This window comes from Streptomyces sp. NPDC059875 (genome assembly GCF_042731085.1).
GTDB lineage: Bacteria > Actinomycetota > Actinomycetes > Streptomycetales > Streptomycetaceae > Streptomyces.
In genome coordinates this window covers 1-21,331 of record NZ_JBHWJZ010000033.1, presented here as the reverse complement: position 1 = coordinate 21,331, position 21,331 = coordinate 1, and the positions used below count along the sequence as shown (strand labels likewise).

Annotated in this window: 19 protein-coding genes and 2 tRNA genes; 15 read left to right on the top strand and 6 right to left on the bottom strand. The window is 71.3% G+C overall.

What is annotated here, in order from left to right; translation table 11 throughout:
* Positions 1–124: 124 nt before the first annotated feature.
* Entirely contained in the window at positions 125–538 is a 414-nt protein-coding gene (locus ACFV9D_RS31125; RefSeq protein ID WP_015032345.1) for an SsgA family sporulation/cell division regulator, read from the bottom strand.
* 190 nt (positions 539–728) lie between these two features.
* On the opposite strand from ACFV9D_RS31125, the gene ACFV9D_RS31120 reads away from it, so the two are divergent.
* On the top strand, positions 729–1,151 hold the full coding sequence (locus tag ACFV9D_RS31120; RefSeq protein ID WP_384529125.1) for a TIGR02611 family protein: 423 nt from the start codon (positions 729–731) through the stop codon (positions 1,149–1,151).
* A 53-nt stretch (positions 1,152–1,204) separates the two neighbouring features.
* Positions 1,205–1,279: transfer RNA gene (locus ACFV9D_RS31115), tRNA-Val, on the top strand.
* 61 nt (positions 1,280–1,340) lie between these two features.
* Here the strand turns inward: ACFV9D_RS31115 and ACFV9D_RS31110 are convergent.
* Entirely contained in the window at positions 1,341–3,956 is a 2,616-nt protein-coding gene (locus ACFV9D_RS31110; RefSeq protein ID WP_385153583.1) for an SCO7613 C-terminal domain-containing membrane protein, read from the bottom strand.
* A gap of 82 nt (positions 3,957–4,038) precedes the next feature.
* On the opposite strand from ACFV9D_RS31110, the gene ACFV9D_RS31105 reads away from it, so the two are divergent.
* Positions 4,039–4,488: an SRPBCC family protein gene (locus ACFV9D_RS31105; RefSeq protein ID WP_385153580.1), complete on the top strand. Its 450-nt coding sequence runs from the start codon at positions 4,039–4,041 to the stop codon at positions 4,486–4,488.
* Positions 4,489–4,527: 39 nt separating this feature from the next.
* Positions 4,528–4,599: transfer RNA gene (locus ACFV9D_RS31100), tRNA-Val, on the top strand.
* 68 nt (positions 4,600–4,667) lie between these two features.
* Here the strand turns inward: ACFV9D_RS31100 and ACFV9D_RS31095 are convergent.
* Positions 4,668–5,396, bottom strand: a complete 729-nt coding sequence (locus ACFV9D_RS31095; protein WP_385153577.1) for an exonuclease domain-containing protein — start codon at positions 5,394–5,396, stop codon at positions 4,668–4,670.
* A gap of 120 nt (positions 5,397–5,516) precedes the next feature.
* Between ACFV9D_RS31095 and ACFV9D_RS31090 the strand changes: the two genes are divergently transcribed.
* The 3 genes from ACFV9D_RS31090 to thrS all read left to right on the top strand — a co-directional run bounded on the left by ACFV9D_RS31090 (position 5,517) and on the right by thrS (position 9,471).
* Positions 5,517–6,083 carry a DUF4365 domain-containing protein gene (locus ACFV9D_RS31090; RefSeq protein ID WP_385153574.1) on the top strand — a complete coding sequence of 189 codons (567 nt, stop codon included), beginning with the start codon at positions 5,517–5,519 and terminating at the stop codon, positions 6,081–6,083.
* A complete protein-coding gene (locus ACFV9D_RS31085; protein WP_385153571.1) occupies positions 6,083–7,357 on the top strand; it encodes a hypothetical protein in 1,275 nt (424 codons plus the stop codon). The genes ACFV9D_RS31090 and ACFV9D_RS31085 overlap by 1 nt, the downstream gene beginning before the upstream one ends.
* Before the next feature lie 137 nt (positions 7,358–7,494).
* Positions 7,495–9,471 carry a threonine--tRNA ligase gene (gene thrS, locus ACFV9D_RS31080; protein WP_385153568.1) on the top strand — a complete coding sequence of 659 codons (1,977 nt, stop codon included), beginning with the start codon at positions 7,495–7,497 and terminating at the stop codon, positions 9,469–9,471.
* Positions 9,472–9,489: 18 nt separating this feature from the next.
* Here thrS and ACFV9D_RS31075 read toward each other — a convergent pair whose 3' ends face one another.
* A complete protein-coding gene (locus ACFV9D_RS31075; RefSeq protein ID WP_385153565.1) occupies positions 9,490–10,167 on the bottom strand; it encodes a potassium channel family protein in 678 nt (225 codons plus the stop codon).
* Between the two features lie 65 nt (positions 10,168–10,232).
* Here ACFV9D_RS31075 and ACFV9D_RS31070 point away from each other — a divergent pair, with 65 nt between their 5' ends.
* Positions 10,233–10,805: an HIT family protein gene (locus ACFV9D_RS31070; RefSeq protein ID WP_385153562.1), complete on the top strand. Its 573-nt coding sequence runs from the start codon at positions 10,233–10,235 to the stop codon at positions 10,803–10,805.
* Positions 10,806–10,820: 15 nt separating this feature from the next.
* On the opposite strand, the gene ACFV9D_RS31065 is transcribed toward ACFV9D_RS31070, so the two are convergent.
* Together ACFV9D_RS31065 and ACFV9D_RS31060 are read right to left on the bottom strand one after the other, a co-directional pair.
* Entirely contained in the window at positions 10,821–12,479 is a 1,659-nt protein-coding gene (locus ACFV9D_RS31065; RefSeq protein WP_385153559.1) for a hypothetical protein, read from the bottom strand.
* 315 nt (positions 12,480–12,794) lie between these two features.
* Positions 12,795–15,002: an elongation factor G-like protein EF-G2 gene (locus tag ACFV9D_RS31060; RefSeq protein ID WP_385153556.1), complete on the bottom strand. Its 2,208-nt coding sequence runs from the start codon at positions 15,000–15,002 to the stop codon at positions 12,795–12,797.
* A 264-nt stretch (positions 15,003–15,266) separates the two neighbouring features.
* Here ACFV9D_RS31060 and pgsA point away from each other — a divergent pair, with 264 nt between their 5' ends.
* The 7 genes from pgsA (at position 15,267) to ACFV9D_RS31025 (ending at position 21,225) form a co-directional block, all read left to right on the top strand.
* Entirely contained in the window at positions 15,267–15,935 is a 669-nt protein-coding gene (pgsA, locus tag ACFV9D_RS31055) for a phosphatidylinositol phosphate synthase (protein WP_385153553.1), read from the top strand.
* A 14-nt stretch (positions 15,936–15,949) separates the two neighbouring features.
* On the top strand, positions 15,950–16,858 hold the full coding sequence (locus ACFV9D_RS31050; protein WP_385153728.1) for a phosphatidylinositol mannoside acyltransferase: 909 nt from the start codon (positions 15,950–15,952) through the stop codon (positions 16,856–16,858).
* Complete coding sequence (locus ACFV9D_RS31045) at positions 16,855–18,018, top strand: glycosyltransferase family 4 protein (RefSeq protein ID WP_385153550.1); 1,164 nt, start codon at positions 16,855–16,857, stop codon at positions 18,016–18,018. The genes ACFV9D_RS31050 and ACFV9D_RS31045 overlap by 4 nt, the downstream gene beginning before the upstream one ends.
* Positions 18,019–18,233: 215 nt before the next feature.
* Entirely contained in the window at positions 18,234–18,776 is a 543-nt protein-coding gene (locus tag ACFV9D_RS31040) for a hypothetical protein (protein WP_385153547.1), read from the top strand.
* Between the two features lie 188 nt (positions 18,777–18,964).
* Positions 18,965–19,813, top strand: a complete 849-nt coding sequence (gene pdxS / locus ACFV9D_RS31035; RefSeq protein ID WP_206706125.1) for a pyridoxal 5'-phosphate synthase lyase subunit PdxS — start codon at positions 18,965–18,967, stop codon at positions 19,811–19,813.
* A 6-nt stretch (positions 19,814–19,819) separates the two neighbouring features.
* Complete coding sequence (gene pdxT, locus ACFV9D_RS31030) at positions 19,820–20,410, top strand: pyridoxal 5'-phosphate synthase glutaminase subunit PdxT (protein WP_385153544.1); 591 nt, start codon at positions 19,820–19,822, stop codon at positions 20,408–20,410.
* Between the two features lie 62 nt (positions 20,411–20,472).
* Positions 20,473–21,225: a YebC/PmpR family DNA-binding transcriptional regulator gene (locus tag ACFV9D_RS31025; RefSeq protein ID WP_158985482.1), complete on the top strand. Its 753-nt coding sequence runs from the start codon at positions 20,473–20,475 to the stop codon at positions 21,223–21,225.
* Positions 21,226–21,331: the final 106 nt, after the last annotated feature.

Here is a 21,331-nt window from a genome sequence, read left to right as displayed (position 1 = left end):
AACGGGCATCGGCGCCCTCCTCCGCGCCGGCTGCGCGGTGAGGACGCCGATGTCTGCCGTATGGGATTGTCCGCGCGGCGCCGTCGCCCCGAGTCGGACGGCGCCGTGCGGCTCTCGGCCTGGCTCAGCTGTCAGCCAGGATGTGGGAGAGCTCCGTATCGAGGTCGAAGTGACGGTGCTCGGTGCCGGGAGGCACGGCGGCGTCGGTCCGCTTCAGGAACGACTCCAGGGCCCTCGCAGGGGCCTCGAGCAGGGCTTCGCCCTCGGGGGAGCTCAACGCGATGCAGACGACGCCCTGACCGTGACTGCGGGACGGCCAGACTCTGACGTCGCCGGTGCCGGTGGGCCGGTGCAGCCCCTCGGCGAGAAGGTCGCGGGCGAAGACCCACTCGACCGTCTCCTCGGCTCCGGTGTGGAAGGTGGCGTGCACGGCATACGGATCGGCCGTGTCATACCGCAGGCCCGCGGGTACAGGCAGTGAGGACTCGCTCGACACAACGAGGCGCAGGTGCAGCTCGCAGCTGACCGTGGTGTTCATAAGCGCCAGGGCCTTTCGCTCAGTGTGCGCTCGGGGATTCGCACGTCGGCGAAATCGACATGCCACCTACGGTGCCGTTGTAAACCCCTCTGTCTGTTTTGTGATCGTTCAGGTAGCTCGTTCGGGCGTGTGTGACTTGGGGTAATACCGCCATTCCGGTGACGGCGCCGAATCCGGTAAGTTGGAGACCATGAATGCGGAGAGTGACGAGCGCACCGGGGAGTCCGCGGCCGACGGGGAATCCGAGCTGGGATCCCGGGCCCCCGAGTTCATCAAGGCCCGCCGGACCCTGCACCTGAGCTGGCAGGTCGGCGTCTTCATCGTGGGGCTCGCGGTGGTGGGGGCCGGCATCGTGATGCTGCCGCTGCCCGGTCCCGGCTGGCTGGTGATCTTCGGTGGTATGGCGATCTGGGCCACCGAGTTCGTGTGGGCGCAGCTCGTGCTCCGCTGGACGAAGCGGAAAGTCACCGAGGCGGCCCAGCGGGCGCTCGACCCGAAGGTCCGGCGCCGCAACATCATCCTCACCACGATCGGTCTGGTGATCATCGCCGTACTGCTCGGTTTCTATCTGTGGAAGTACGGCTTCGTCATGCCCTGGAAGATCAACGACTGACCTGAGGGCGGTCGGGCGCCCCTCTGACATGGGGTAATGTTTGCGGTGCGCCCGGGCGATTAGCTCAGTGGGAGAGCGCTTCGTTCACACCGAAGAGGTCACTGGTTCGAACCCAGTATCGCCCACCACCCGGACCGAAGGCCCGGAGACTGGATCCAGTCTCCGGGCCTTCGGCGTTCCCGCGTCGCGTCACCGCATACGGCCGAGCCGCTCCCGGAGCCGGCGGGCGTCCCGCAGCCGCTGCTCGTACGTCGCCCCCACCGCGAGGAGCAGCAGCCCGGCCAGCGCCGGGGGCAGCCAGCGGGGGAGGGCGCCGACGGCCTGGACCACGTACGGGGCCAGCTCGTGCAGCCCGTCGAGGGCGAGCACCGAGCCGCCGAGCACGAGCAGCGCCTGCAGCCGGAACCGTGCGCCCAGCAGCGTCACCACGAGCGCGGCGAGGCCGAGGAGCAGCGGGCGCACCCAGTCGGGGTCGGCCCAGGCGGCGAAGAGGCTCGGCACGAGCGTCGCCGCGAGACCGGGGCCGTACGCCGCCCAGGAGGAGGCCTCCGGGTCGCGGCGCCGGCGCAGCACGCCGACCACCAGCGCGGGCACGGTGACCGGCAGCGTGTACGCCTCCGGGGTCTGCACCTCCCACACGGCGAGCCGCACCCAGGTCGCGAGGAGGAACAGCGCCGCGGCCGTCCAGGAGGCGAACGGGCGCCGCTCGGGGCGGACGGCGGTCGCCGCCGCGATCACCCCGCTCAGGGCGAGGACGAGGGCGAGCACGGCCGGCCGGGACACCGCGGTGCTGATCGCGAGCACCCCCACGGCCGCGCCGGTGATCTCCACGGGCAGGGCGACGGGATGGTGCCGCAGCCGCGCACCGACCACCGCGGTGGTCGCCGGGATCAGGAGCAGGGCCAGGGCCGTGTGCTGGTCCTGAAGCTCCGCGGCCGCCGCCCCGGCGGAGACGAGCCCGGCCGCCGTGACGACCGCGACGCAGGCCGCCACGGAGCGCCGCGCGCCCTCCGTGAGGAACGCGACCGCGACGAAGAGTCCGAGCAGCACGCCCAGCACGGTGAACGTCGCCGCTCGCGTGTCCAGGGCCGCCGCGACGGCACTCGCCGCCGTCGCGAGCGCGCACCCGAGCGCACTCCACCCCAGAACCTCCCGCGGCGGGACGGGCGCCGGGACGGGAGCCGCGGCGGCCTTGGGCCCCCACCCGGGCCAGGTCGCCCCGTCGCCGGGCGCGGCGGTCCCGGAGGTATCCGGGACCGGCCCGCCCGCTTCCGCGCTGGTGGCGCCGGTCTCGGCCCCGCCGGGCTCGGCGCCGCGGGAACCGCCGTCGTCGCCGGAGTGGCCGTCTTCGCCGCCGCTCTCGGTGGCCGGGGTGTTCCCACCCGCGTCCACCCGTGGTGCGGCCGGTGCCGGGCCGGACGGGACCCCCGCGGCGGCCTGGATGCCCCGCGTCAGCACCCCGGGACGCGTCGCGAGGAAGAGGGCCGCCGCCGTCGTCAGGAGCTGGAGCGTCAGCGTCGGTGCGAAGGCGAGGTCCAGGGAGAGCGGGAGGGCCGTAAGGAGCGACCACGCGAGGACGAGGGCCGCGCAGCGGGACCAGAGGCGCGGCACGGCCGCCAGGGCCGTCGCCGCGACGAGCAGGACCAGCGGGGTCGTCGCCGGGTACGAGGTGAGGACGCTCTCCGCGTGCGTGCCCGACCACACCGGGGTCGTCCGCGCCAGGGGAGCGAGCAGGGCCGCCGCCACCGGCGGCAGCGCCCAGACCACACCCAGCGCCAGCACCCCGGCGCCCGCGGCCGCGACGCCCGTACGCACCGCACGCGGCGCCGACGACCGCAGGACCGCCGCCAGGGCGACCGCGCACAGCACGTACCCGGGCACCTCCCAGTCGCCCGGCACCACCACACGCAGCGCACCGCCCGCCGCCGCGACCACCGCGAGCCCCGCCACCACGGAAGCGGCCACCGCCGCCCGTGCCACCCTCCACGCCAGGAACAGCGCCACCCCCGCGCAGGCCAGCAGCAGCGCACCCGCCTCGATCGCCGACGACAGCGACAGGATGCCGCCCGTCGCCAGGGCCCAGCCGCCCAGCACCCCGGCGCCGATGCCCGCCGTGGTCCGTACCGCCACCGGCTTCGCCCACAGCACCACGGCCACATCCGCCACCGCCGTCGCGAGCGCCGCCCAGCCCAGCGCGAGCGCGCCGCCGTCCGCCGCCAGCACACCCAGCGGCAACGGCAGTTGAGCCGTCACCACCGCCACCGGCAGCGGAATCCGCAGCCGTCCCAGCACCGAGCCGTACGCCGTCCACGCTCCGGCGAGCACCGCCGAGGCCACCGCCGCGTACCCGAGACCGTCCGTGTCCGGCAGTGCCACCCGGTGCAGCGCGTACGCGTCGAGCACCATCAGCACCAGGCCGAGCGCCGCCACCGACTCCGCCGTGGAGCCCAGGCCCCGGCGCAGCAGCACCACCGGCACGGCCAGCGCCGCCGACGTCACCACGCCGAGGACGGCCGCACGGCCGCCGATCCCCATCGAGCCCCAGCTCACCAGCGTGAAGGCGAGCGCCGCGATCGTCAGCAGCACCCCGCCCAGGGTGAGCAGCACGTTCTGCGCACTGCGCGGGGTCGAGTCCGCAACCGGTCCGGTCGTGGCCCGCGACGGGCCGGGCACCGCCACGGGAGTGTGCAGCACCTGGAGGAGCCAGGCACGCCGGGTCAGCAACTGGGACCGGCGAGCGTCGAGTTGGGCCAGCTCGCGGTCGACGAGTCTGAGCTCGTCCGCGGGCGGCAGCGCGTTGTCCATACCGGGAGTGTGGCGCCGGACACACGCCCGGTCATGCGCCGGGGTACTCATATCCCGGCCTGAGTACGTACACACTGGGTACATGGACTGGTGCCGCTACCGCTTCCGCAGCGTCTGGCAGTTGGCCGCCCCGCCCGACGCGGTCTTCGCCGTGCTCGAACGCGCCGAGGACTACCCCCGGTGGTGGCCCCAGGTCCGCGAGGTCGTCCCCGTCGACGAGCTCACCGGCACGGCTCGCTTCCGCTCCCTGCTCCCGTACGACCTCGTGGTCACCGCGGAGGCCCGCCGCCGCGACCCCGTCGCCCGCGTCCTGGAGGTCGAGCTGCGCGGTGATCTGGAGGGCTGGGCGCGCTGGACCCTGACCGGGGTCACCGGCTCCGGCACGCGGGCGGTCTACGAGCAGGAGGTCGAGGTGACCAGTCCCCTCATGCGCCGGCTCGCGATCCCCGGCCGGCCCGTCTTCCGGGCCAACCACGCCTTGATGATGCGTGCGGGACGACGCGGCTTGGCGGCCCATCTGCATTCGGTTTGAAGGAAGCCCGGCTAGGCCTGTATGGTTCAACCCGTTCCCGGGCGATTAGCTCAGCGGGAGAGCACTTCGTTCACACCGAAGGGGTCACTGGTTCGATCCCAGTATCGCCCACCGGGAGAGGCCGGTTCGTCGAAAGACGGACCGGCCTTCCGCATTCCCGGGCCTTCCGGCGCTCCGCCTCACGCCGCCGTCCGCAGCTCCGGACGGAGCGGCCACGCCGGATCCACCGCCTCCGGCGTCCCGTTCCGCGCGAACCACGCCTGCAGCCCGCGCGCCTGTGCCGCGTGCCACACCGCCTGCAGGGTGTGCAGCTCCGCCGGCGACAGCCGCTCGAGCCGCGCCGCGAAACGCCGCGCCACCGCCCGTACGACATCCATCGCCGCCGTCGCGTCCGCCGCCGCGTCGTGCGCGCCGTCCAGCTCCACCTCGTACTGCGCGCACAGATCCGTCAGCGTCCGACGGCCCTTGCGATACCGGTCCAGATGCTTGTCGAGCACCCTCGGATCCAGCACGCACAGCGACGCGTTCTCCAGATAGCGGCCCAGCGAGGAGGCGCGGTGGCGCCGCAACTCGCGGTCCAGGATCGTCAGATCGAACGGCGCGTTCATCACCACCAGCGGCCGGCCCGACGCACACTGCTCGGCGAGCGCCCGCCCCAACTCCTCCATCACGGGCGCGGGCCAGCGCCCGTGCCGCTGCAGATGTTCATCCGTCAGGCCGTGGACCGCCGTGGCCGCAGCGGGCACCGGAACCCCGGGATTGACCAGCCAGCGCGTCACCCGCGGGCGCCCGCCGGCCGTGTCCTGTACGACGAGGGCGGCCGAGACGATCCGGTCCTCCTCGACGTCAACTCCCGTGGTCTCCGTGTCGAATGCGGCCAGGGGCCCGTCGTACCAGTGCGTCGTCATCCCCGAACTCCTCGCACTTGTGCGGCAGATGGCTGTCCCCCTGCCCGAATCGGTGATACCCGGGCTGTTTGCGCCGTACGCGGGCCGGTGACAACACAGATGACGGGGAAGGGAATTGACATGGCGCTCGCCCAGCCCGAATCGGGAGGGCTGCCGCCCCAGCGGGCAGCACCGCTGCGCGGCTCACTCGCCACCACCGCCTGCATGGAGACGCTCCAGGTCGGATATCTCCACGCGGTCGCGGCGGCGGCGGGCTGCTCGCTGTCGCAGCCGTTTCCGGACAACGGCATCGACTGGCACGTGAGCCACAGCGCTCCGGGCCACACCGTCGACGACGAAGTGACCATCAAGGTGCAGCTCAAGTGCACCTACCAGCTACCGCCGCGGCCGCCCGGGCCCGCGTTCTCCTTCACCCTCGACAACGACCATCTGGTGAAGCTGGCGCGGACCCCCGTCTCGGTGCACAAGATCCTGGTCGTGATGATCGTGCCCCGCTCCCAGGAGGACTGGCTGCGGGCCGGCCACGACCGGCTCGACCTGCGGCACTGCTGCTACTGGATCAACCTGGCCGGCCACCCGGTCACGGGACGGCGCCGGACGACCGTGCGCATACCGACGGCACGGATCTTCGACGACCGGGCGCTCTGCGAGATCATGACCCGTGTCGGCGTGGGAGGGAGACCTTGATGCACCGGCCGATCGAGGAACCAGGAGGCGGGTCCGGTTACGGGCCCGCGCTGCCACCGTTCCGCCCGCACCCCACGCCCGGCGACCTCCCCGGCGGCCCCTGGGCCGAGACCGGCGGCGCACCGGATCCCGGACGGGTCGACCCGCTCGTCCTCGGCGCGCTCCTCGCCCGCCACGGCTGGCAGCGGCGCGGCGGGGCCGCGGGTCGCTACAGCCGCTGGACCCCTCCCGGGCCGGGCGGCTCGACCGGCGGCACGAGCCTTCTCGTGCCCGAGAGCCGCGCCTTCCCCGACTGCGAGGACCTGCTCGGCGAGGCGCTCACCGCGCTCCAGCACAGTGCGGCGCCGTCCGCCCGGGAGGTACTGGTCGGGCTGACCGTGCCCAGCGACGAGATCCGCTGGTGGCGCGACGTGCCGCCCGGACCCGCGGGCACCGTCCCCTGGACCGTCCAGGAACAGCTCAGGTCGGCCGCACGCCAGCTCCTGCTCGCCGGCGCGCTCGCCGTCCGCGGCCGCGCCGGGTACTACGGCGCCCGGCACCGCCGCCAGGCGCAGGCGTCCCTGGAGGCCGTGGTCGTCGGGGCGGCGCCGGGCGGCCGCGGACTGACCGCGTTCGTCCCCGTCGACCCCGGCCGGGCGATCGCCGTACGGCTCTACCACGCGCTCTACGCGGCCCGGGAAGCCGCCGACTACCAGCGGGCAACGGGCGGCATGGAGGCCTTCGACGCCGCGGTGGAGGCCGGGGTGAGCCGCGAGCTCACCGAGGCCCTGGTCGCGCTGGTACGGGGGACGGAGGGCGCCCGGATCGCGCTGGAGTGGGCCCCCGGGGCCGGGACTCCGGCGGGCTGCGCGGCGCGGCCCGAACCCGTGGAGTTCTCGGCGGGCGACCTGCCGGCGCTGCGCGAGGCCGGCGCCCGCTATCTGACCGACGAGCCGTCCGTACCGGTGCGGATCACCGGCGCCGTCGTCCGGATGCGCCGCTCCGGCCCGCGCGGCGAGGGCACGGTCCGGCTGAGGGTCCTGGGCGGCGCGGAGGTGCCGCATGTCCGGGTGACGCTCGACGAGGAGTCGTACCGCACGGCGGGCCACGCCCACCTCGTGGGGCTGCCGATCCGGGTGGTGGGGCGGCTGGAGAGCCGGGGCGGCTTCCGCCGGCTGACCGACGCCTCCGGCGTCGTACCGGTGCAGGTCGACGAGGCGGAACGGGACCGGTTGATGAAGTCCCTCCAGGAGAACCTCGACTTCTTCGAGGAGGCGTGCGGCCCGGGGGAGTGACGGCGCCCCCCGGGCCGTCCGGCGGAGGTCAGGCGCACCGAGCCCTTAGGATTTAGGCGACGCGGCACCTCGTCTCTGCCGCGTACCGCCGGCGCCGGCACCTCGTGTCTGCCTGCGCCCTTATGGAAAGAGCTTCCGTGTCTGATGTCCGTGTGACCGTCCAGTCCGCCTCAGGAGCCGAGGATCGGGCGGTGAGCGCGGGCACCACCGCCGGCGCGCTGTTCGCCGACGACCGGTCCGTGATCGCCGCCCGCGTCGGCGGTGAGCTGAAGGACCTCACCTACGTCGTCGCCGAGGGCGATGTCGTCGAGCCCGTCGAGATCTCGTCCCCGGACGGCCTCGACATCCTGCGCCACTCCACCGCGCACGTCATGGCCCAGGCCGTGCAGGAGCTCTTCCCCGAGGCCAAGCTGGGCATCGGCCCGCCGGTCCGGGACGGTTTCTACTACGACTTCGACGTCGAGAAGCCGTTCACCCCCGAGGATCTCAAGGCCATCGAGAAGAAGATGCAGGAGATCCAGAAGCGCGGCCAGCGCTTCTCCCGTCGTGTGGTGACCGACGAGGCCGCCCGCGAGGAGCTCGCGGACGAGCCGTACAAGCTGGAGCTCATCGGCATCAAGGGCTCCGCCTCCACCGATGACGGCGCGAACGTCGAGGTGGGCGGCGGCGAGCTGACCATCTACGACAACCTCGACGCCAAGACCGGCGACCTGTGCTGGAAGGACCTCTGCCGCGGTCCGCACCTGCCCACCACCCGGAACATCCCGGCGTTCAAGCTGATGCGCAACGCCGCCGCCTACTGGCGCGGCAGCGAGAAGAACCCGATGCTCCAGCGCATCTACGGCACCGCCTGGCCGTCGAAGGACGAGCTGAAGGCGCACCTCGACTTCCTCGCCGAGGCGGAGAAGCGCGACCACCGCAAGCTCGGCAACGAGCTCGACCTCTTCTCCATCCCGGACGAGATCGGCTCCGGCCTCGCCGTCTTCCACCCCAAGGGCGGCATCATCCGCCGGGTCATGGAGGACTACTCGCGCAAGCGCCACGAGGAGGAGGGCTACGAGTTCGTCTACTCGCCGCACGCCACCAAGGGCAAGCTGTTCGAGAAGTCGGGCCACCTCGACTGGTACGCCGAGGGCATGTACCCCCCCATGCAGCTCGACGAGGGCGTGGACTACTACCTCAAGCCCATGAACTGCCCGATGCACAACCTGATCTTCGACGCGCGCGGGCGGTCCTACCGTGAACTGCCGCTGCGCCTCTTCGAGTTCGGCACCGTGTACCGGTACGAGAAGTCCGGCGTCGTGCACGGCCTGACCCGGGCCCGCGGCTTCACCCAGGACGACGCGCACATCTACTGCACCAAGGAGCAGATGGCGGAGGAGCTCGACAAGACCCTCACCTTCGTCCTGAACCTGCTGCGCGACTACGGTCTGACCGACTTCTACCTGGAGCTGTCCACCAAGGACCCGGAGAAGTTCGTCGGCTCGGACGAGATCTGGGAGGAGGCCACCGCGGTCCTCCAGCAGGTGGCCGAGAAGCAGGGCCTCCCGCTGACCCCCGACCCGGGTGGCGCCGCCTTCTACGGCCCGAAGATCTCCGTGCAGGCGCGCGACGCCATCGGCCGCACCTGGCAGATGTCGACCGTGCAGCTGGACTTCAACCTGCCGGAGCGCTTCGACCTGGAGTACACCGGCCCCGACGGCACCAAGCAGCGCCCGGTCATGATCCACCGCGCGCTGTTCGGCTCCATCGAGCGCTTCTTCGCCGTGCTGCTCGAGCACTACGCGGGTGCCATGCCGCCGTGGCTGGCCCCTGTCCAGGCGACCGGCATCCCGATCGGCGACGCGCACATCCCGTACCTGCAGGAGTTCGCCGCCAAGGCGAAGAAGCAGGGGCTGCGGGTCGAGGTCGACGCCTCCTCGGACCGGATGCAGAAGAAGATCCGCAACGCGCAGAAGCAGAAGGTCCCGTTCATGATCATTGCGGGTGACGAGGACATGGCCGCCGGTGCCGTCTCCTTCCGTTACCGCGACGGTTCGCAGGAGAACGGCATCCCGGCCGACGAGGCGATCGCCAAGATCGCCAAGATCGTCGAGGACCGCGTCCAGGTCTGATCCACCGAGGACACGGGCTCAGGAGGCCCCCGGGGAATCCCCCGGGGGCCTCCTCTCGTCCTCCCGCGTGAACGTCTGGATCAGCCAGGACGAGAACGAACCCGTCACCGCCCCGATGAGCGCGACCCCGCACGCCATCATGCCCACCGCGATCACCCGCCCGATCGTGGTCACAGGGGTCACATCCCCGTACCCCACCGTCGTCACCGTCTCGCAGGCCCACCAGACCGCGTCGCCGAAGGTACGGATCGTGGCACCCGGGGCTCCGCGCTCGTGCTGGTAGACGGCGAGTGCGCCCGCGAAACCGAGCAGGGAGACGGTGATGCTGGAATACGCCATGACCCGGGCGTAGAGGGTGAGGCGCGGCCTGTCGTGGCGGCGCTGGATCTTCTCGTAGATCCTCACCATCTGCAGGGGCCGCAGCAGCGGCAGCACCACCACGACCGTGGCCAGGAGATGAGTGCGGAGGAAGCGCAGCGGACCGAGGCCGCTGAGACGGAGCCGTACCGCGTAGTCGACGATGAAGACGGCCCAGGCGCTGAGCGTCACCGACAGACACAGGTCCCGCCAGACCTGGGGGAGGCCGGGGGCCAGGACCTGCACCGCGTACCCGGCGAGGTAGAGCAGGGACGCCACCGCGAGCGGGGTCTCCATGCGGCGGTCCCAGCGCTCCTGCTTCTCCGGCGACTCGTTCATCGGATCAGCATCTCCGGGACCGGGTGACAATGCCCCGGCGACACGTTCCGAACGGGCGAAGCAATATGCTGCACAGCATGACGATTGAGCCGGAGCAGCAGATCGGAGTCGGGACGCAGGACGCGTTCCAGCGCCTGTGGACGCCTCACCGGATGGCGTACATCCAGGGCGAGAACAAGCCGACCGGGCCGGGGGCCGAGGACGGCTGTCCCTTCTGCTCGATTCCGTCGAAGTCGGACGAGGACGGGCTCGTGATCGCGCGCGGCGAGAAGGTGTACGCCGTGCTCAACCTCTACCCGTACAACGGCGGACACCTGATGGTGGTCCCGTACCGCCATGTCGCCGACTACACGGATCTGGACGCGGCGGAGACCGCCGAGCTGGGCGAGTTCACCAAGCGGGCGATGATCTCGCTGCGGACGGCGTCCGGCGCACACGGCTTCAACATCGGCATGAACCAGGGCTCGGTCGCGGGCGCCGGCATCGCCGCCCATCTGCACCAGCACGTGGTGCCCCGCTGGGGCGGCGACACCAACTTCATGCCGGTCGTCGGGCACACCAAGGTGCTGCCGCAGCTCCTCGCCGACACCCGCACCATGCTCGCCGCCGCCTGGCCGGCGTCGTCCGAGCTGGCATAGCCCTCACGCGGGTCCCTACGCGTCGTAGACGTCGGCCTTCTTCGGGCCCGGGTCCTGGATGGCTCCGCTCAGGATCAGCGAGCGGTTGGTGAAGCGCTCCGTGTCCACGCCGTGATCGTCGAGCACCGCGATGGTCGCGGAGTGGACCGCGCGCATCACCGGCGTCGCCGTGCGGATCGCGTCGTCGGCCATGAAGCGGTGCCGCCAGGGCTGCGCGGCCCAGGCGTGCCGCAGGCCGAAGGGCTCGGGCAGGACGAGCTTGCCGCCGAGGAAGTCCAGGATCGGCGGGAACCAGGTCAGCGGGGCGCGGACCGCGAGGCGGACCACCTCGTCGGTGTCGATGAGCGGCAGCTGGATCTCCCTGGTCTCCCAGAACCGGACGGTCTTGGAGACCTCCTTGGTCTTCGCCTTGGGCTTGGTGGTGAAGAGGGAGTGGACGGGCCCCAGGGCGTGGCCGGTGACCTCGACCCGCAGCGTGTGCAACAGCGAGGTGACCGTGATCATCATGGTCAGGACCAGCTGGCCGTCCCAGAGGGTGAACTGCACCCCCAGGTAGTGGCGGTTGCCGCTGCCGAACTGCTGGTCGTTGCAGATGCGCTGTATCTCGTGCGGCTTCACCTGGAAGTGGACGATGTTCTCGCCGTCCGGGCGGGCGACCTCGTCGGCGCCCTCTCCGACGGGGGAGACGATCCAGTGCTTGACGGTCGGCTTGGGGAAGCCGGTCTTGAGGGAGCCGCGCTCCAGGAGCGCGAGCTGGTCGTGGATCTTCCGTACGACGTCCCAGGCGCGGAAGTCGTGGATCTCCCGGCCCTCCTTGGGAACCAGCTCCTCGGCCAGCGTCCAGCTGCCCCAGCGCGTGCCCATGCCCAGTATTCCCTTGGGGCCCGCGTAGAAGACGATGTTGGACTGCTGCTCGGCGGTGAGCTTCTCCAGGTTCTGGCGGAGGGCCTCGGCCGCCTTCTCGGTCGGGTCCTGGGGAACGGCCTCGGGGATCTTGGCGCCGATGCCGCCGCCGCTGAGCAGGGACGACCAGCGTTCGCGCAGATCCTTGGCCGTGGACTCGCAGGCCCGCTTGGCGAGGAACCAGCCGGCGACCGGGGCCACGATCATGGCCCGGAGATAGATCGACAGCACGCCGTCGATCGGAAGCTTGATCAGGACGAGCACGGCGAGCAGGCCGGCACCGACCAGAAGCGCCGTGCCGATGGCGCTGGTGCGCTTGTTCTCCGTGCCGGCGACGAAGCGGCGCAACTGGATGACGCCGAGCCAGAGCAGCAGGCCCGGCAGGAAGAGGATGCCGAAGACCAGGGTGATCAGCGTCAGCTTGGTGTCACGCTGCTTGCGGATGCGGGTGGCCGCCAGGCAGTGCTCGACGACGGGCTGCGGTTCGGTGCCGAAGGACTGGATGAGCGCCTTGCGGGCGCCGCCGAGCATCCGTACCTGCACCGCCCGGGAGAAGGCCTCGCCGAGGTCCGGACGGAAGAGCTTGTTCCACTTGCCCTCCGTGACCTTGGATTTGTGCCAGTCGTTGTTGGCATCCAGGATCGCTTTGACGTCGCCGTCCCGGTACGCGGCGGAGGCGAGGGCATGCGTCGCCGCCGTCTGTCCGTCCGAGTCCTGGAGGGGAATCTGCGCCCCGGGTCCGAAACTGCCGATCGTCACTGATGCCCCCATCGCCGCGTGCCCGCGTGGTTCACCGCGTATCCCTCTGCGGCCTGTTCCCAACTACCGCGCCCCGCACACCTGCTGAGCTGGGCACCACAGCGTAACCGGGTACCGGTGGATGCGTCACGAGTCGGGGGGGGGGGGCCCGCCGGCGGGGGGGTGGTGGGGGGGGGGTGGGGGCACCCGGGAGGGGGGGGGGGGGGAGGAGCGGTAGGGCGGGTGGGGGGGGTGGTTGGCCCCCCGCGCGGGGGGGGCGCACCCCCCCCTCCACCCGGGGGGGGGTTTGGGGGGGGGGGCTTCGGGCCACTCCGGGAAGGGAGGTGGCTAGGATCCCTTTTCCGCCTGTTCGCGGATCTTGTCCGCGAGGTGGGGTGGCATGGCCTCATGGCGGGCGTACGTACGGTCGAAGCGACCGGTCCCGTGCGAGACCGAGCGGAGGTCGACCGCGTACCGGCCGATCTCGATCTCGGGCACCTCGGCGCGGACCAACGTCCGCCCGGGACCGGCCTGTTCGGTGCCGACGACCCGGCCGCGCCGCCCCGACAGATCGCTCATCACCGGCCCCACGTACTCGTCCGGGACGAGGACCTGCACCTCGGCGACCGGCTCCAGGAGCTGGATGCTCGCCTCGGCGGCCGCCTCGCGCAGGGCGAGGGCGCCCGCCGTCTGGAAGGCCGCGTCGGAGGAGTCGACCGAGTGGGCCTTGCCATCGCGCAGCGTGATCCGCACGTCGACCAGCGGATATCCGGCGGCGACCCCGCGCGCGGCCTGGGCGCGCACGCCCTTCTCGACGGAGGGGATGAATTGGCGCGGAACCGCCCCACCCACCACCTTGTCGACGAACTCGATGCCGCTGCCCGCGGGCAACGGCTCGACGTCGATCTCGCAGATCGCGTACTGGCCGTGGCCACCGGACTGTTTGACGTGCCGGCCCCGCCCGGCCGACGGGCCGCCGAAGGTCTCACGGAGCGACACCTTGTGCGGGACCGCGTCGACTTGTACCCCGTACCGGTTCCGCAGCCGCTCCAGGGCCACGTCCATGTGGGCCTCGCCGAGACACCACAGCACGACCTGGTGGGTGTCCTGGTTCTGCTCCAGCCGCATGGTCGGGTCCTCGGCGACGAGCCGGGCCAGGCCCTGAGAGAGCCGGTCCTCGTCCGCCTTGCTGTGGGCCTCGATCGCGAGCGGGAGCAGCGGATCGGGCATCGTCCAGGGCTCCATCAGGAGCGGGTCGTCCTTGGCGGAGAGGGTGTCGCCGGTCTCCGCGCGGCCGAGCTTGGCGACACAGGCGAGGTCGCCCGCGATGGCCCGGTTGAGCGTGCGCTGCTGCTTGCCGAACGGCGAGGTCAGCGCGCCGACCCGCTCGTCGACATCGTGGTCCTCGTGGCCCCGGTCGGTCAGCCCGTGGCCGGAGACATGGACCGTCTCGTCGGGGCGCAGGGTGCCGGAGAAGACCCGGACCAGCGAGATCCGGCCGACATAGGGGTCGGAGGCGGTCTTCACGACCTCAGCGACGAGCGGGCCGTCGGGGTCGCAGGTGATCGGCGGCCGCGGGACGCCGTCGGGCGTGGTGACGGCGGGGGCCTCGCGCTCCAGCGGGGTGGGGAAGCCGCCGGTGATCAGCTCGAGCAGCTCCACGGTGCCGAGCCCCTGCTTCCCGCCGTCCGAGGCGGGCGCCGCGGCCAGCACCGGATGGAAGGTGCCACGGGCGACGGCCTTCTCCAGGTCGTCGATCAGCGACTTGATGTCGATCTCCTCGCCGCCGAGATAGCGGTCCATGAGGGTCTCGTCCTCGCTCTCGGCGATGATCCCTTCGATCAGCCGGTTGCGGGCCTCCGCGATGAGGGCCTGCTGGCCGTCGTCGGGCGGATTCTCCTGCCGCGCGCCCGTGGAGTAGTCGAAGATCCGCTCCGAGAGCAGTCCCACCAGGCCGGTGGCCGGGGCGTGGCCGTCCGGCGCCTCGGCGCCGTGGACGGGCAGATAGAGCGGGAGTACGGCGTCGGGGTCGTCGCCGCCGAAGATCGAGGCGCAGACGGAGGTCAGCTCGTCGAAACCGGTGCGGGCGGTGTCCAGGTGGGTGACGACGATGGCGCGGGGCATGCCGACCGCGGCGCACTCCTCCCAGACCATGCGGGTCGACCCGGCGATCGCGTCCGCCTCCTGGGCGGCCGAGACGACGAAAAGGGCCGCGTCCGCCGCGCGCAGACCGGCCCTCAGTTCCCCGACGAAGTCGGCGTATCCCGGTGTGTCGAGGAGATTGATCTTGCACCCGTCCCATTCGAGGGGGACGAGGGAGAGCTGTACGGAACGTTGCTGGCGGTGCTCGATCTCGTCGTAGTCGGAGACCGTTCCGCCGTCCTCGACGCGTCCGGCCCGGTTGACCGCCCCCGCGGTCAGCGCGAGCGCCTCGACGAGCGTCGTCTTTCCCGATCCGCTGTGGCCGACCAGCACCACGTTCCGTACGGCCGAGGGCCGGTCGGCCGTTGGAGCCCTGCCGGCGGCTCCGGAGTGTGCGTTCGCCTTGTCGCCCATGGTCTTCCTCCCGATCGCTTGCACCGCTCGCTGCACGGTGCGGCGGGGCGCGGGCGCGGGGGAGTCGGCGCGGGAGGGGATCGCGTGCAGCTCCGGCGATGCCCGCGGTGGTTCTTCGAGCTTTGCACCGACGTCAGGGCGCGTCCATACGTCGTACACGACGCGACGGGGCGGGTGGCCGACGGTACGGCGGGGTGGTCCTGGCTACGATGGGCAGGCCGGTGGCCATAGGGGCCGCGCGGCCCACCGAACGTCGGGAAGGCCATGCTGAACAAGTACGCGCGTGCATTTTTTACGCGTGTCCTCACACCGTTCGCCGCGTTTCTGCTTCGCCGGGGCGTGAGCCCCGACGCGGTCACGCTCATCGGCACGGCCGGAGTGATGGCGGGTGCACTGGTCTTCTTCCCCAGGGGAGAGTTCTTCTGGGGCACGATCGTCATCACCCTCTTCGTCTTCTCCGACCTCGTCGACGGCAACATGGCACGGCAGGCCGGGATCTCCAGCCGCTGGGGCGCGTTCCTCGACTCGACCCTCGACCGGGTCGCCGACGGCGCCATCTTCGGTGGCTTCGCGCTCTGGTACGCGGGTACGGGCAACGACAACGTGCTGTGCGCCGTCGCCATCTTCTGCCTGGCCAGCGGTCAGGTCGTCTCGTACACAAAGGCGCGTGGTGAATCGATTGGCCTCCCGGTCGCGGTCAACGGCCTGGTGGAACGGGCCGAGCGGCTGGTGATCTCGCTGGTCGCGGCAGGGCTCGCCGGACTGCACGCGTTCGGCGTGCCCGGGATCGACGTCCTGCTGCCGATCGCGCTGTGGATCGTCGCCGTGGGCTCCGCGGTGACGCTGGGGCAGCGAGTGGTGACGGTACGACGGGAGTCGGCCGAGGCGGACGCGGACGCGGCCGCCGCACGGGGGAGCGAGGCGACGTCATGAGTGGCGCGAGCGACATGAAGGACCGGCTGACCGACGGGCTGTACGGGCTCGGCTGGGCGACGGTGAAGAAACTGCCGGAGCCCGTGGCGGCCGGGCTCGGTCGGCGGATCGCCGACTTCGCCTGGAAGCGGCGCGGCAAGAGCGTGCTGCGCCTGGAGTCCAACCTCGCGCGCGTGGTCCCCGACGCCACCCCCGAGCGGCTCGCCGAGCTCTCGAAGGCCGGGATGCGCTCGTACATGCGGTACTGGATGGAGTCCTTCCGGCTGCCCACCTGGAGCAAGGAACGCGTCGACAGCGGTTTCGACATCAAGGACGTCCACTACCTGAAGGACGGCCTCGCCTCGGGGCGCGGCGTCATACTCGCCCTTCCGCACCTGGCCAACTGGGATCTCGCGGGCGTGTGGGTGACCCGCTCGCTCGGCGTGCCCTTCACCACGGTCGCGGAGCGGCTCAAGCCGGAGACGCTGTACGACCGCTTCGTCGCCTACCGCGAGTCGCTGGGCATGGAGGTCCTGCCGCACACCGGCGGCTCCGCCTTCGGCACGCTGGCGCGGCGGCTGCGGGCCGGCGGCCTGATCTGTCTGGTCGCCGACCGCGACCTGTCCGCCTCCGGCATCGAGGTGAAGTTCTTCGGCGAGACGGCGCGGATGCCGGCCGGTCCGGCGATGCTCGCCCAGCAGACGGGTGCGCTGCTGCTGCCCGTGACCCTCTGGTACGACGACAGCCCGGTCATGAAGGGGCGGGTGCACGCGCCCATCGACGTGCCCGAGACAGGTACGCGGGCCGAGAAGACGTCTGTGATGACACAGGCGCTGGCCGATGCCTTCGCCGGCGGTATCGCGGACCACCCGGAGGACTGGCACATGCTGCAACGACTCTGGCTCGCCGATCTGGAGGAGCGCGGGGAGGAAGTGCGGACGTGAAGATCGGCATCGTCTGCCCGTACTCCTGGGACGTGCCGGGCGGCGTCCAGTTCCACATCCGTGACCTGGCGGAGCATCTGATCCGGCTCGGCCACGAGGTGTCCGTGCTCGCGCCGGCCGACGACGAGACGCCGCTGCCGCCGTACGTCGTCTCGGCGGGGCGCGCCGTGCCGGTGCCGTACAACGGCTCCGTGGCACGGCTCAACTTCGGCTTCCTGTCGGCGGCGCGGGTGCGTCGCTGGCTGCACGACGGCACCTTCGACGTCATCCACATCCACGAGCCGGCCTCGCCTTCGCTCGGTCTGCTGAGCTGCTGGGCGGCGCAGGGGCCGATCGTCGCGACCTTCCACACGTCGAACCCGCGCTCGCGGGCGATGATCGCCGCGTACCCGATCCTGCAGCCGGCCCTGGAGAAGATCAGCGCCCGGATCGCGGTGAGCGAGTACGCGCGGCGGACCTTGGTGGAGCACCTGGGCGGCGACGCGGTCGTCATCCCCAACGGAGTCGACGTCGACTTCTTCGCGCGGGCGGAGCCGAAGAAGGAGTGGCAGGGGCAGGCCCTCGGCTTCATCGGGCGGATCGACGAGCCGAGGAAGGGCCTCCCGGTCCTGATGAAGGCGCTGCCGAAGATCCTCGCCGAGCGGCCGGAGACCCGGCTCCTCGTCGCCGGGCGCGGTGACGAGGAGGAGGCGGTGGCCTCGCTGCCGCGCGAGATGCGCTCGCGCGTGGAGTTCCTCGGGATGGTCAGCGACGAGGACAAGGCGCGGCTGCTGCGCAGCGTCGATGTCTACGTGGCGCCGAACACGGGCGGCGAGAGCTTCGGCATCATCCTGGTCGAGGCGCTGTCGGCGGGCGCGCCGGTCCTCGCCTCGGACCTGGACGCCTTCGCTCAGGTTCTGGACCAGGGAGCGGCGGGCGAACTCTTCACCAACGAGGACGCGGACGACCTGGCGGCCGCGGCGATCCGGCTCCTCGGGGACGAGGTGCGGCGCAAGGAGCTGCGCAAGCGCGGCAGCGCGCACGTGCGGCGCTTCGACTGGTCGACGGTGGGGGCGGACATCCTCGCGGTCTACGAGACGGTGACGGACGGCGCGGCCTCGGTGGCGACGGACGAACGCACGGGCCTCCGGGCGAGGTTCGGCCTGGCGTCACGGGACTAGCCCTGGGGCGGGGTGAGCGGAGGCGGCGCCGTTTCAGATGAACACCGTTCAGTCGCCGGACCTTGGTCGCATCGTGCGCCCCGCACACGAGTGGGACGGGCCCCACGACCGCGTGGAGCCCGTCCTCGCCGGCGGGCGGACCGCCTGCGTCCGGTCCCCCACGACCGTGACCTCTGGGAGGGTGCGCTGCCGGCGCGACGGTAGCCTGTGCGCCCGTGACCGAAACCCTGATCTGGACCGTCGTCGCGCTGATCGCGATCGGCCTGTACCTCAGCTGGACCGCCGGCCGGCTCGACCGTCTGCACGCACGGATCGACGCGGCCCGCGCCGCCCTCGACGCCCAGTTGCTCCGCCGGGCCTCGGTCGCCCAGGAACTGGCCACCTCCGGGATCCTCGACCCGGCCGCCTCGATCGTGCTCTACGAGGCCGCGCATGCCGCCCGGCAGGCCGAGGAGGACCAGCGCGAGGTCGCCGAGAGCGAGCTGAGCCAGGCGCTGCGCGCCGTGTTCGGGGAGCCCGAGCAGGTCGAGGCCGTACGGGAAGCGCCCGGCGGCGAGGAGGCCGCCGGAGAGCTCGCGGCCGCCGTCCGTCGCGTACCGATGGCCCGCAGGTTCCACAACGACGCCGTACGCGCCGCCCGCGCCCTGCGCCGCCACCGCACGGTGCGCTGGTTCCGGCTCGCCGGGCACGCCCCCTTCCCGCTTGCCTTCGAAATGGACGACGAACCGCCGGTCGCCCTTGCCGATCGCCCGACCTGACCCTCGTCACCTGCGAAAACAACGAAAACGATCCACAGGCTCCACATTGGCCCTTGATGTGGACTGGTGGTGGCCTGTTTCCTCACTCTTGTCTCAACACCGCTTTCCCGAGTGAGGTCCCTGTGTCCACCACGCTTCCCAACAGCACCCAGTCTCCCGAGACCGGCACCGCGCGCGTCAAGCGCGGCATGGCCGAGCAGCTCAAGGGCGGCGTGATCATGGACGTGGTCAACGCCGAGCAGGCGAAGATCGCCGAGGACGCGGGCGCCGTGGCCGTCATGGCCCTGGAGCGGGTCCCCGCCGACATCCGCAAGGACGGCGGCGTCGCGCGGATGTCCGACCCGAACATGATCGAAGAGATCATCGGCGCGGTCTCCATCCCGGTCATGGCCAAGTCCCGCATCGGCCACTTCGTCGAGGCCCAGGTCCTGCAGTCCCTCGGCGTCGACTACATCGACGAGTCCGAGGTCCTCACCCCGGCCGACGAGGTCAACCACTCCGACAAGTGGGCCTTCACCACCCCCTTCGTCTGTGGCGCCACCAACCTGGGCGAGGCCCTGCGCCGTATCGCCGAGGGCGCGGCCATGATCCGCTCCAAGGGCGAGGCCGGCACCGGCAACGTCGTCGAGGCCGTCCGTCACCTGCGCCAGATCAAGAACGAGATCGCCAGGCTGCGCGGCTTCGACAACAACGAGCTGTTCGCCGCCGCCAAGGACCTGCGTGCCCCGTACGAGCTCGTCAAGGAGGTCGCCGAGCTCGGCAAGCTGCCGGTCGTGCTGTTCTCCGCCGGTGGTGTCGCCACCCCCGCCGACGCCGCACTGATGCGCCAGCTCGGCGCCGAGGGCGTCTTCGTCGGCTCCGGCATCTTCAAGTCGGGCGACCCGGCCAAGCGCGCCGCCGCCATCGTGAAGGCCACCACCTTCTACGACGACCCGAAGATCATCGCGGACGCCTCCCGCAACCTGGGCGAGGCCATGGTCGGCATCAACTGCGACACCCTCCCCGAGTCCGAGCGCTACGCCAACCGCGGCTGGTAATCACTCATGACCACACCCGTGATCGGTGTCCTGGCACTCCAGGGCGACGTACGGGAGCACCTGATCGCCCTGGCCGCGGCTGACGCCGTGGCCAGGCCGGTCCGGCGCCCCGAGGAGCTCGCCGAGGTCGACGGCCTCGTCATACCCGGCGGCGAGTCCACCACCATCTCCAAGCTGGCCGAGCTCTTCGGCCTCATGGAGCCGCTGCGCGAGCGGATCGCCGGCGGCATGCCGGTGTACGGCACCTGCGCCGGCCTGATCATGCTCGCCGACAAGATCCTCGACCCGCGCTCGGGCCAGGAGACCTTCGGCGGCATCGACATGATCGTCCGCCGCAACGCCTTCGGCCGGCAGAACGAGTCCTTCGAGGCCGGCGTCACGGTGACCGGGATAGCGGACGGCCCCGTCGAGGGCGTCTTCATCCGCGCCCCGTGGGTCGAGTCCGTCGGTGCCCAGGTCGAGGTTCTCGCCGAGCACGAGGGCCACATCGTGGCCGTACGGCAGGGCCAGGCCCTGGCGACCTCGTTCCATCCCGAGCTCACCGGAGATCACCGCATCCACGCCCTGTTCGTCGACATGGTGCGCGCAGCTCGGTGACGAGGTCCCGGTAGGATCTCTGGGGTTCGTTCAGAAATTGGTTACGCGAAGGAGACAGGCAGATGTCCGGCCACTCTAAATGGGCTACGACGAAGCACAAGAAGGCCGTGATCGATGCCAAGCGCGGCAAGCTCTTCGCGAAGCTGATCAAGAACATCGAGGTCGCCGCCCGGACCGGCGGTGCCGACCTGGACGGTAACCCGACGCTGTTCGACGCCGTGCAGAAGGCGAAGAAGAGCTCGGTCCCGAACAAGAACATCGACTCGGCGATCAAGCGCGGCGGCGGCCTCGAGGCCGGCGGCGTCGACTACGAGACGATCATGTACGAGGGCTACGGCCCGAACGGTGTCGCGGTGCTCATCGAGTGCCTCACCGACAACCGCAACCGTGCCGCCTCCGACGTCCGCGTCGCCATGACCCGCAACGGCGGTTCGATGGCCGACCCCGGCTCGGTCTCGTACCTGTTCAACCGCAAGGGCGTCATCGTGCTGCCCAAGGGCGAGCTGACCGAGGACGACGTCCTCGGCGCGGTGCTCGACGCGGGCGCCGAGGAGGTCAACGACCTCGGTGAGAGCTTCGAGGTCATCAGCGAGGCCACCGACATGGTCGCGGTCCGCACCGCCCTCCAGGAGGCCGGTATCGACTACGACTCCGCCGACTCCAACTTCGTTCCGACCATGCAGGTCGAGCTGGACGAAGAGGGCGCGCGCAAGATCTTCAAGCTGATCGACGCGCTGGAGGACAGCGACGACGTGCAGAACGTCTTCGCCAACTTCGACGTCAGCGACGAGGTCATGGAGAAGGTCGACGCCTGATCCAACGGCGACTTCGGCGGGCCGACGGGGACACACCCCCCCCCCCCCCCCCCCCCCAGTTGGGGGGGTGGACTGGCACGGGCAAGGCCGAACACAAACAATTAAA

Excerpts from the sequence above, each read along its gene's own strand:
- ACFV9D_RS31070 (WP_385153562.1), top strand. The coding sequence starts at position 10,233 with ATGCTGCACAGCATGACGATTGAGCCGGAGCAGCAGATCGGAGTCGGG.
- ACFV9D_RS31090 (WP_385153574.1), top strand. The coding sequence starts at position 5,517 with ATGGCGCTCGCCCAGCCCGAATCGGGAGGGCTGCCGCCCCAGCGGGCA.
- ACFV9D_RS31050 (WP_385153728.1), top strand. The coding sequence starts at position 15,950 with ATGAAGGACCGGCTGACCGACGGGCTGTACGGGCTCGGCTGGGCGACG.
- ACFV9D_RS31025 (WP_158985482.1), top strand. The coding sequence starts at position 20,473 with ATGTCCGGCCACTCTAAATGGGCTACGACGAAGCACAAGAAGGCCGTG.
- ACFV9D_RS31095 (WP_385153577.1), bottom strand. The coding sequence starts at position 5,396 with ATGACGACGCACTGGTACGACGGGCCCCTGGCCGCATTCGACACGGAG.
- ACFV9D_RS31065 (WP_385153559.1), bottom strand. The coding sequence starts at position 12,479 with ATGGGGGCATCAGTGACGATCGGCAGTTTCGGACCCGGGGCGCAGATT.
- ACFV9D_RS31075 (WP_385153565.1), bottom strand. The coding sequence starts at position 10,167 with ATGAACGAGTCGCCGGAGAAGCAGGAGCGCTGGGACCGCCGCATGGAG.
- pdxS (WP_206706125.1), top strand. The coding sequence starts at position 18,965 with ATGGCCGAGCAGCTCAAGGGCGGCGTGATCATGGACGTGGTCAACGCC.
- ACFV9D_RS31125 (WP_015032345.1), bottom strand. The coding sequence starts at position 538 with ATGAACACCACGGTCAGCTGCGAGCTGCACCTGCGCCTCGTTGTGTCG.
- ACFV9D_RS31060 (WP_385153556.1), bottom strand. The coding sequence starts at position 15,002 with ATGGGCGACAAGGCGAACGCACACTCCGGAGCCGCCGGCAGGGCTCCA.
- ACFV9D_RS31120 (WP_384529125.1), top strand. The coding sequence starts at position 729 with ATGAATGCGGAGAGTGACGAGCGCACCGGGGAGTCCGCGGCCGACGGG.
- ACFV9D_RS31105 (WP_385153580.1), top strand. The coding sequence starts at position 4,039 with ATGGACTGGTGCCGCTACCGCTTCCGCAGCGTCTGGCAGTTGGCCGCC.
- pgsA (WP_385153553.1), top strand. The coding sequence starts at position 15,267 with ATGCTGAACAAGTACGCGCGTGCATTTTTTACGCGTGTCCTCACACCG.
- ACFV9D_RS31085 (WP_385153571.1), top strand. The coding sequence starts at position 6,083 with ATGCACCGGCCGATCGAGGAACCAGGAGGCGGGTCCGGTTACGGGCCC.
- ACFV9D_RS31110 (WP_385153583.1), bottom strand. The coding sequence starts at position 3,956 with ATGGACAACGCGCTGCCGCCCGCGGACGAGCTCAGACTCGTCGACCGC.
- pdxT (WP_385153544.1), top strand. The coding sequence starts at position 19,820 with ATGACCACACCCGTGATCGGTGTCCTGGCACTCCAGGGCGACGTACGG.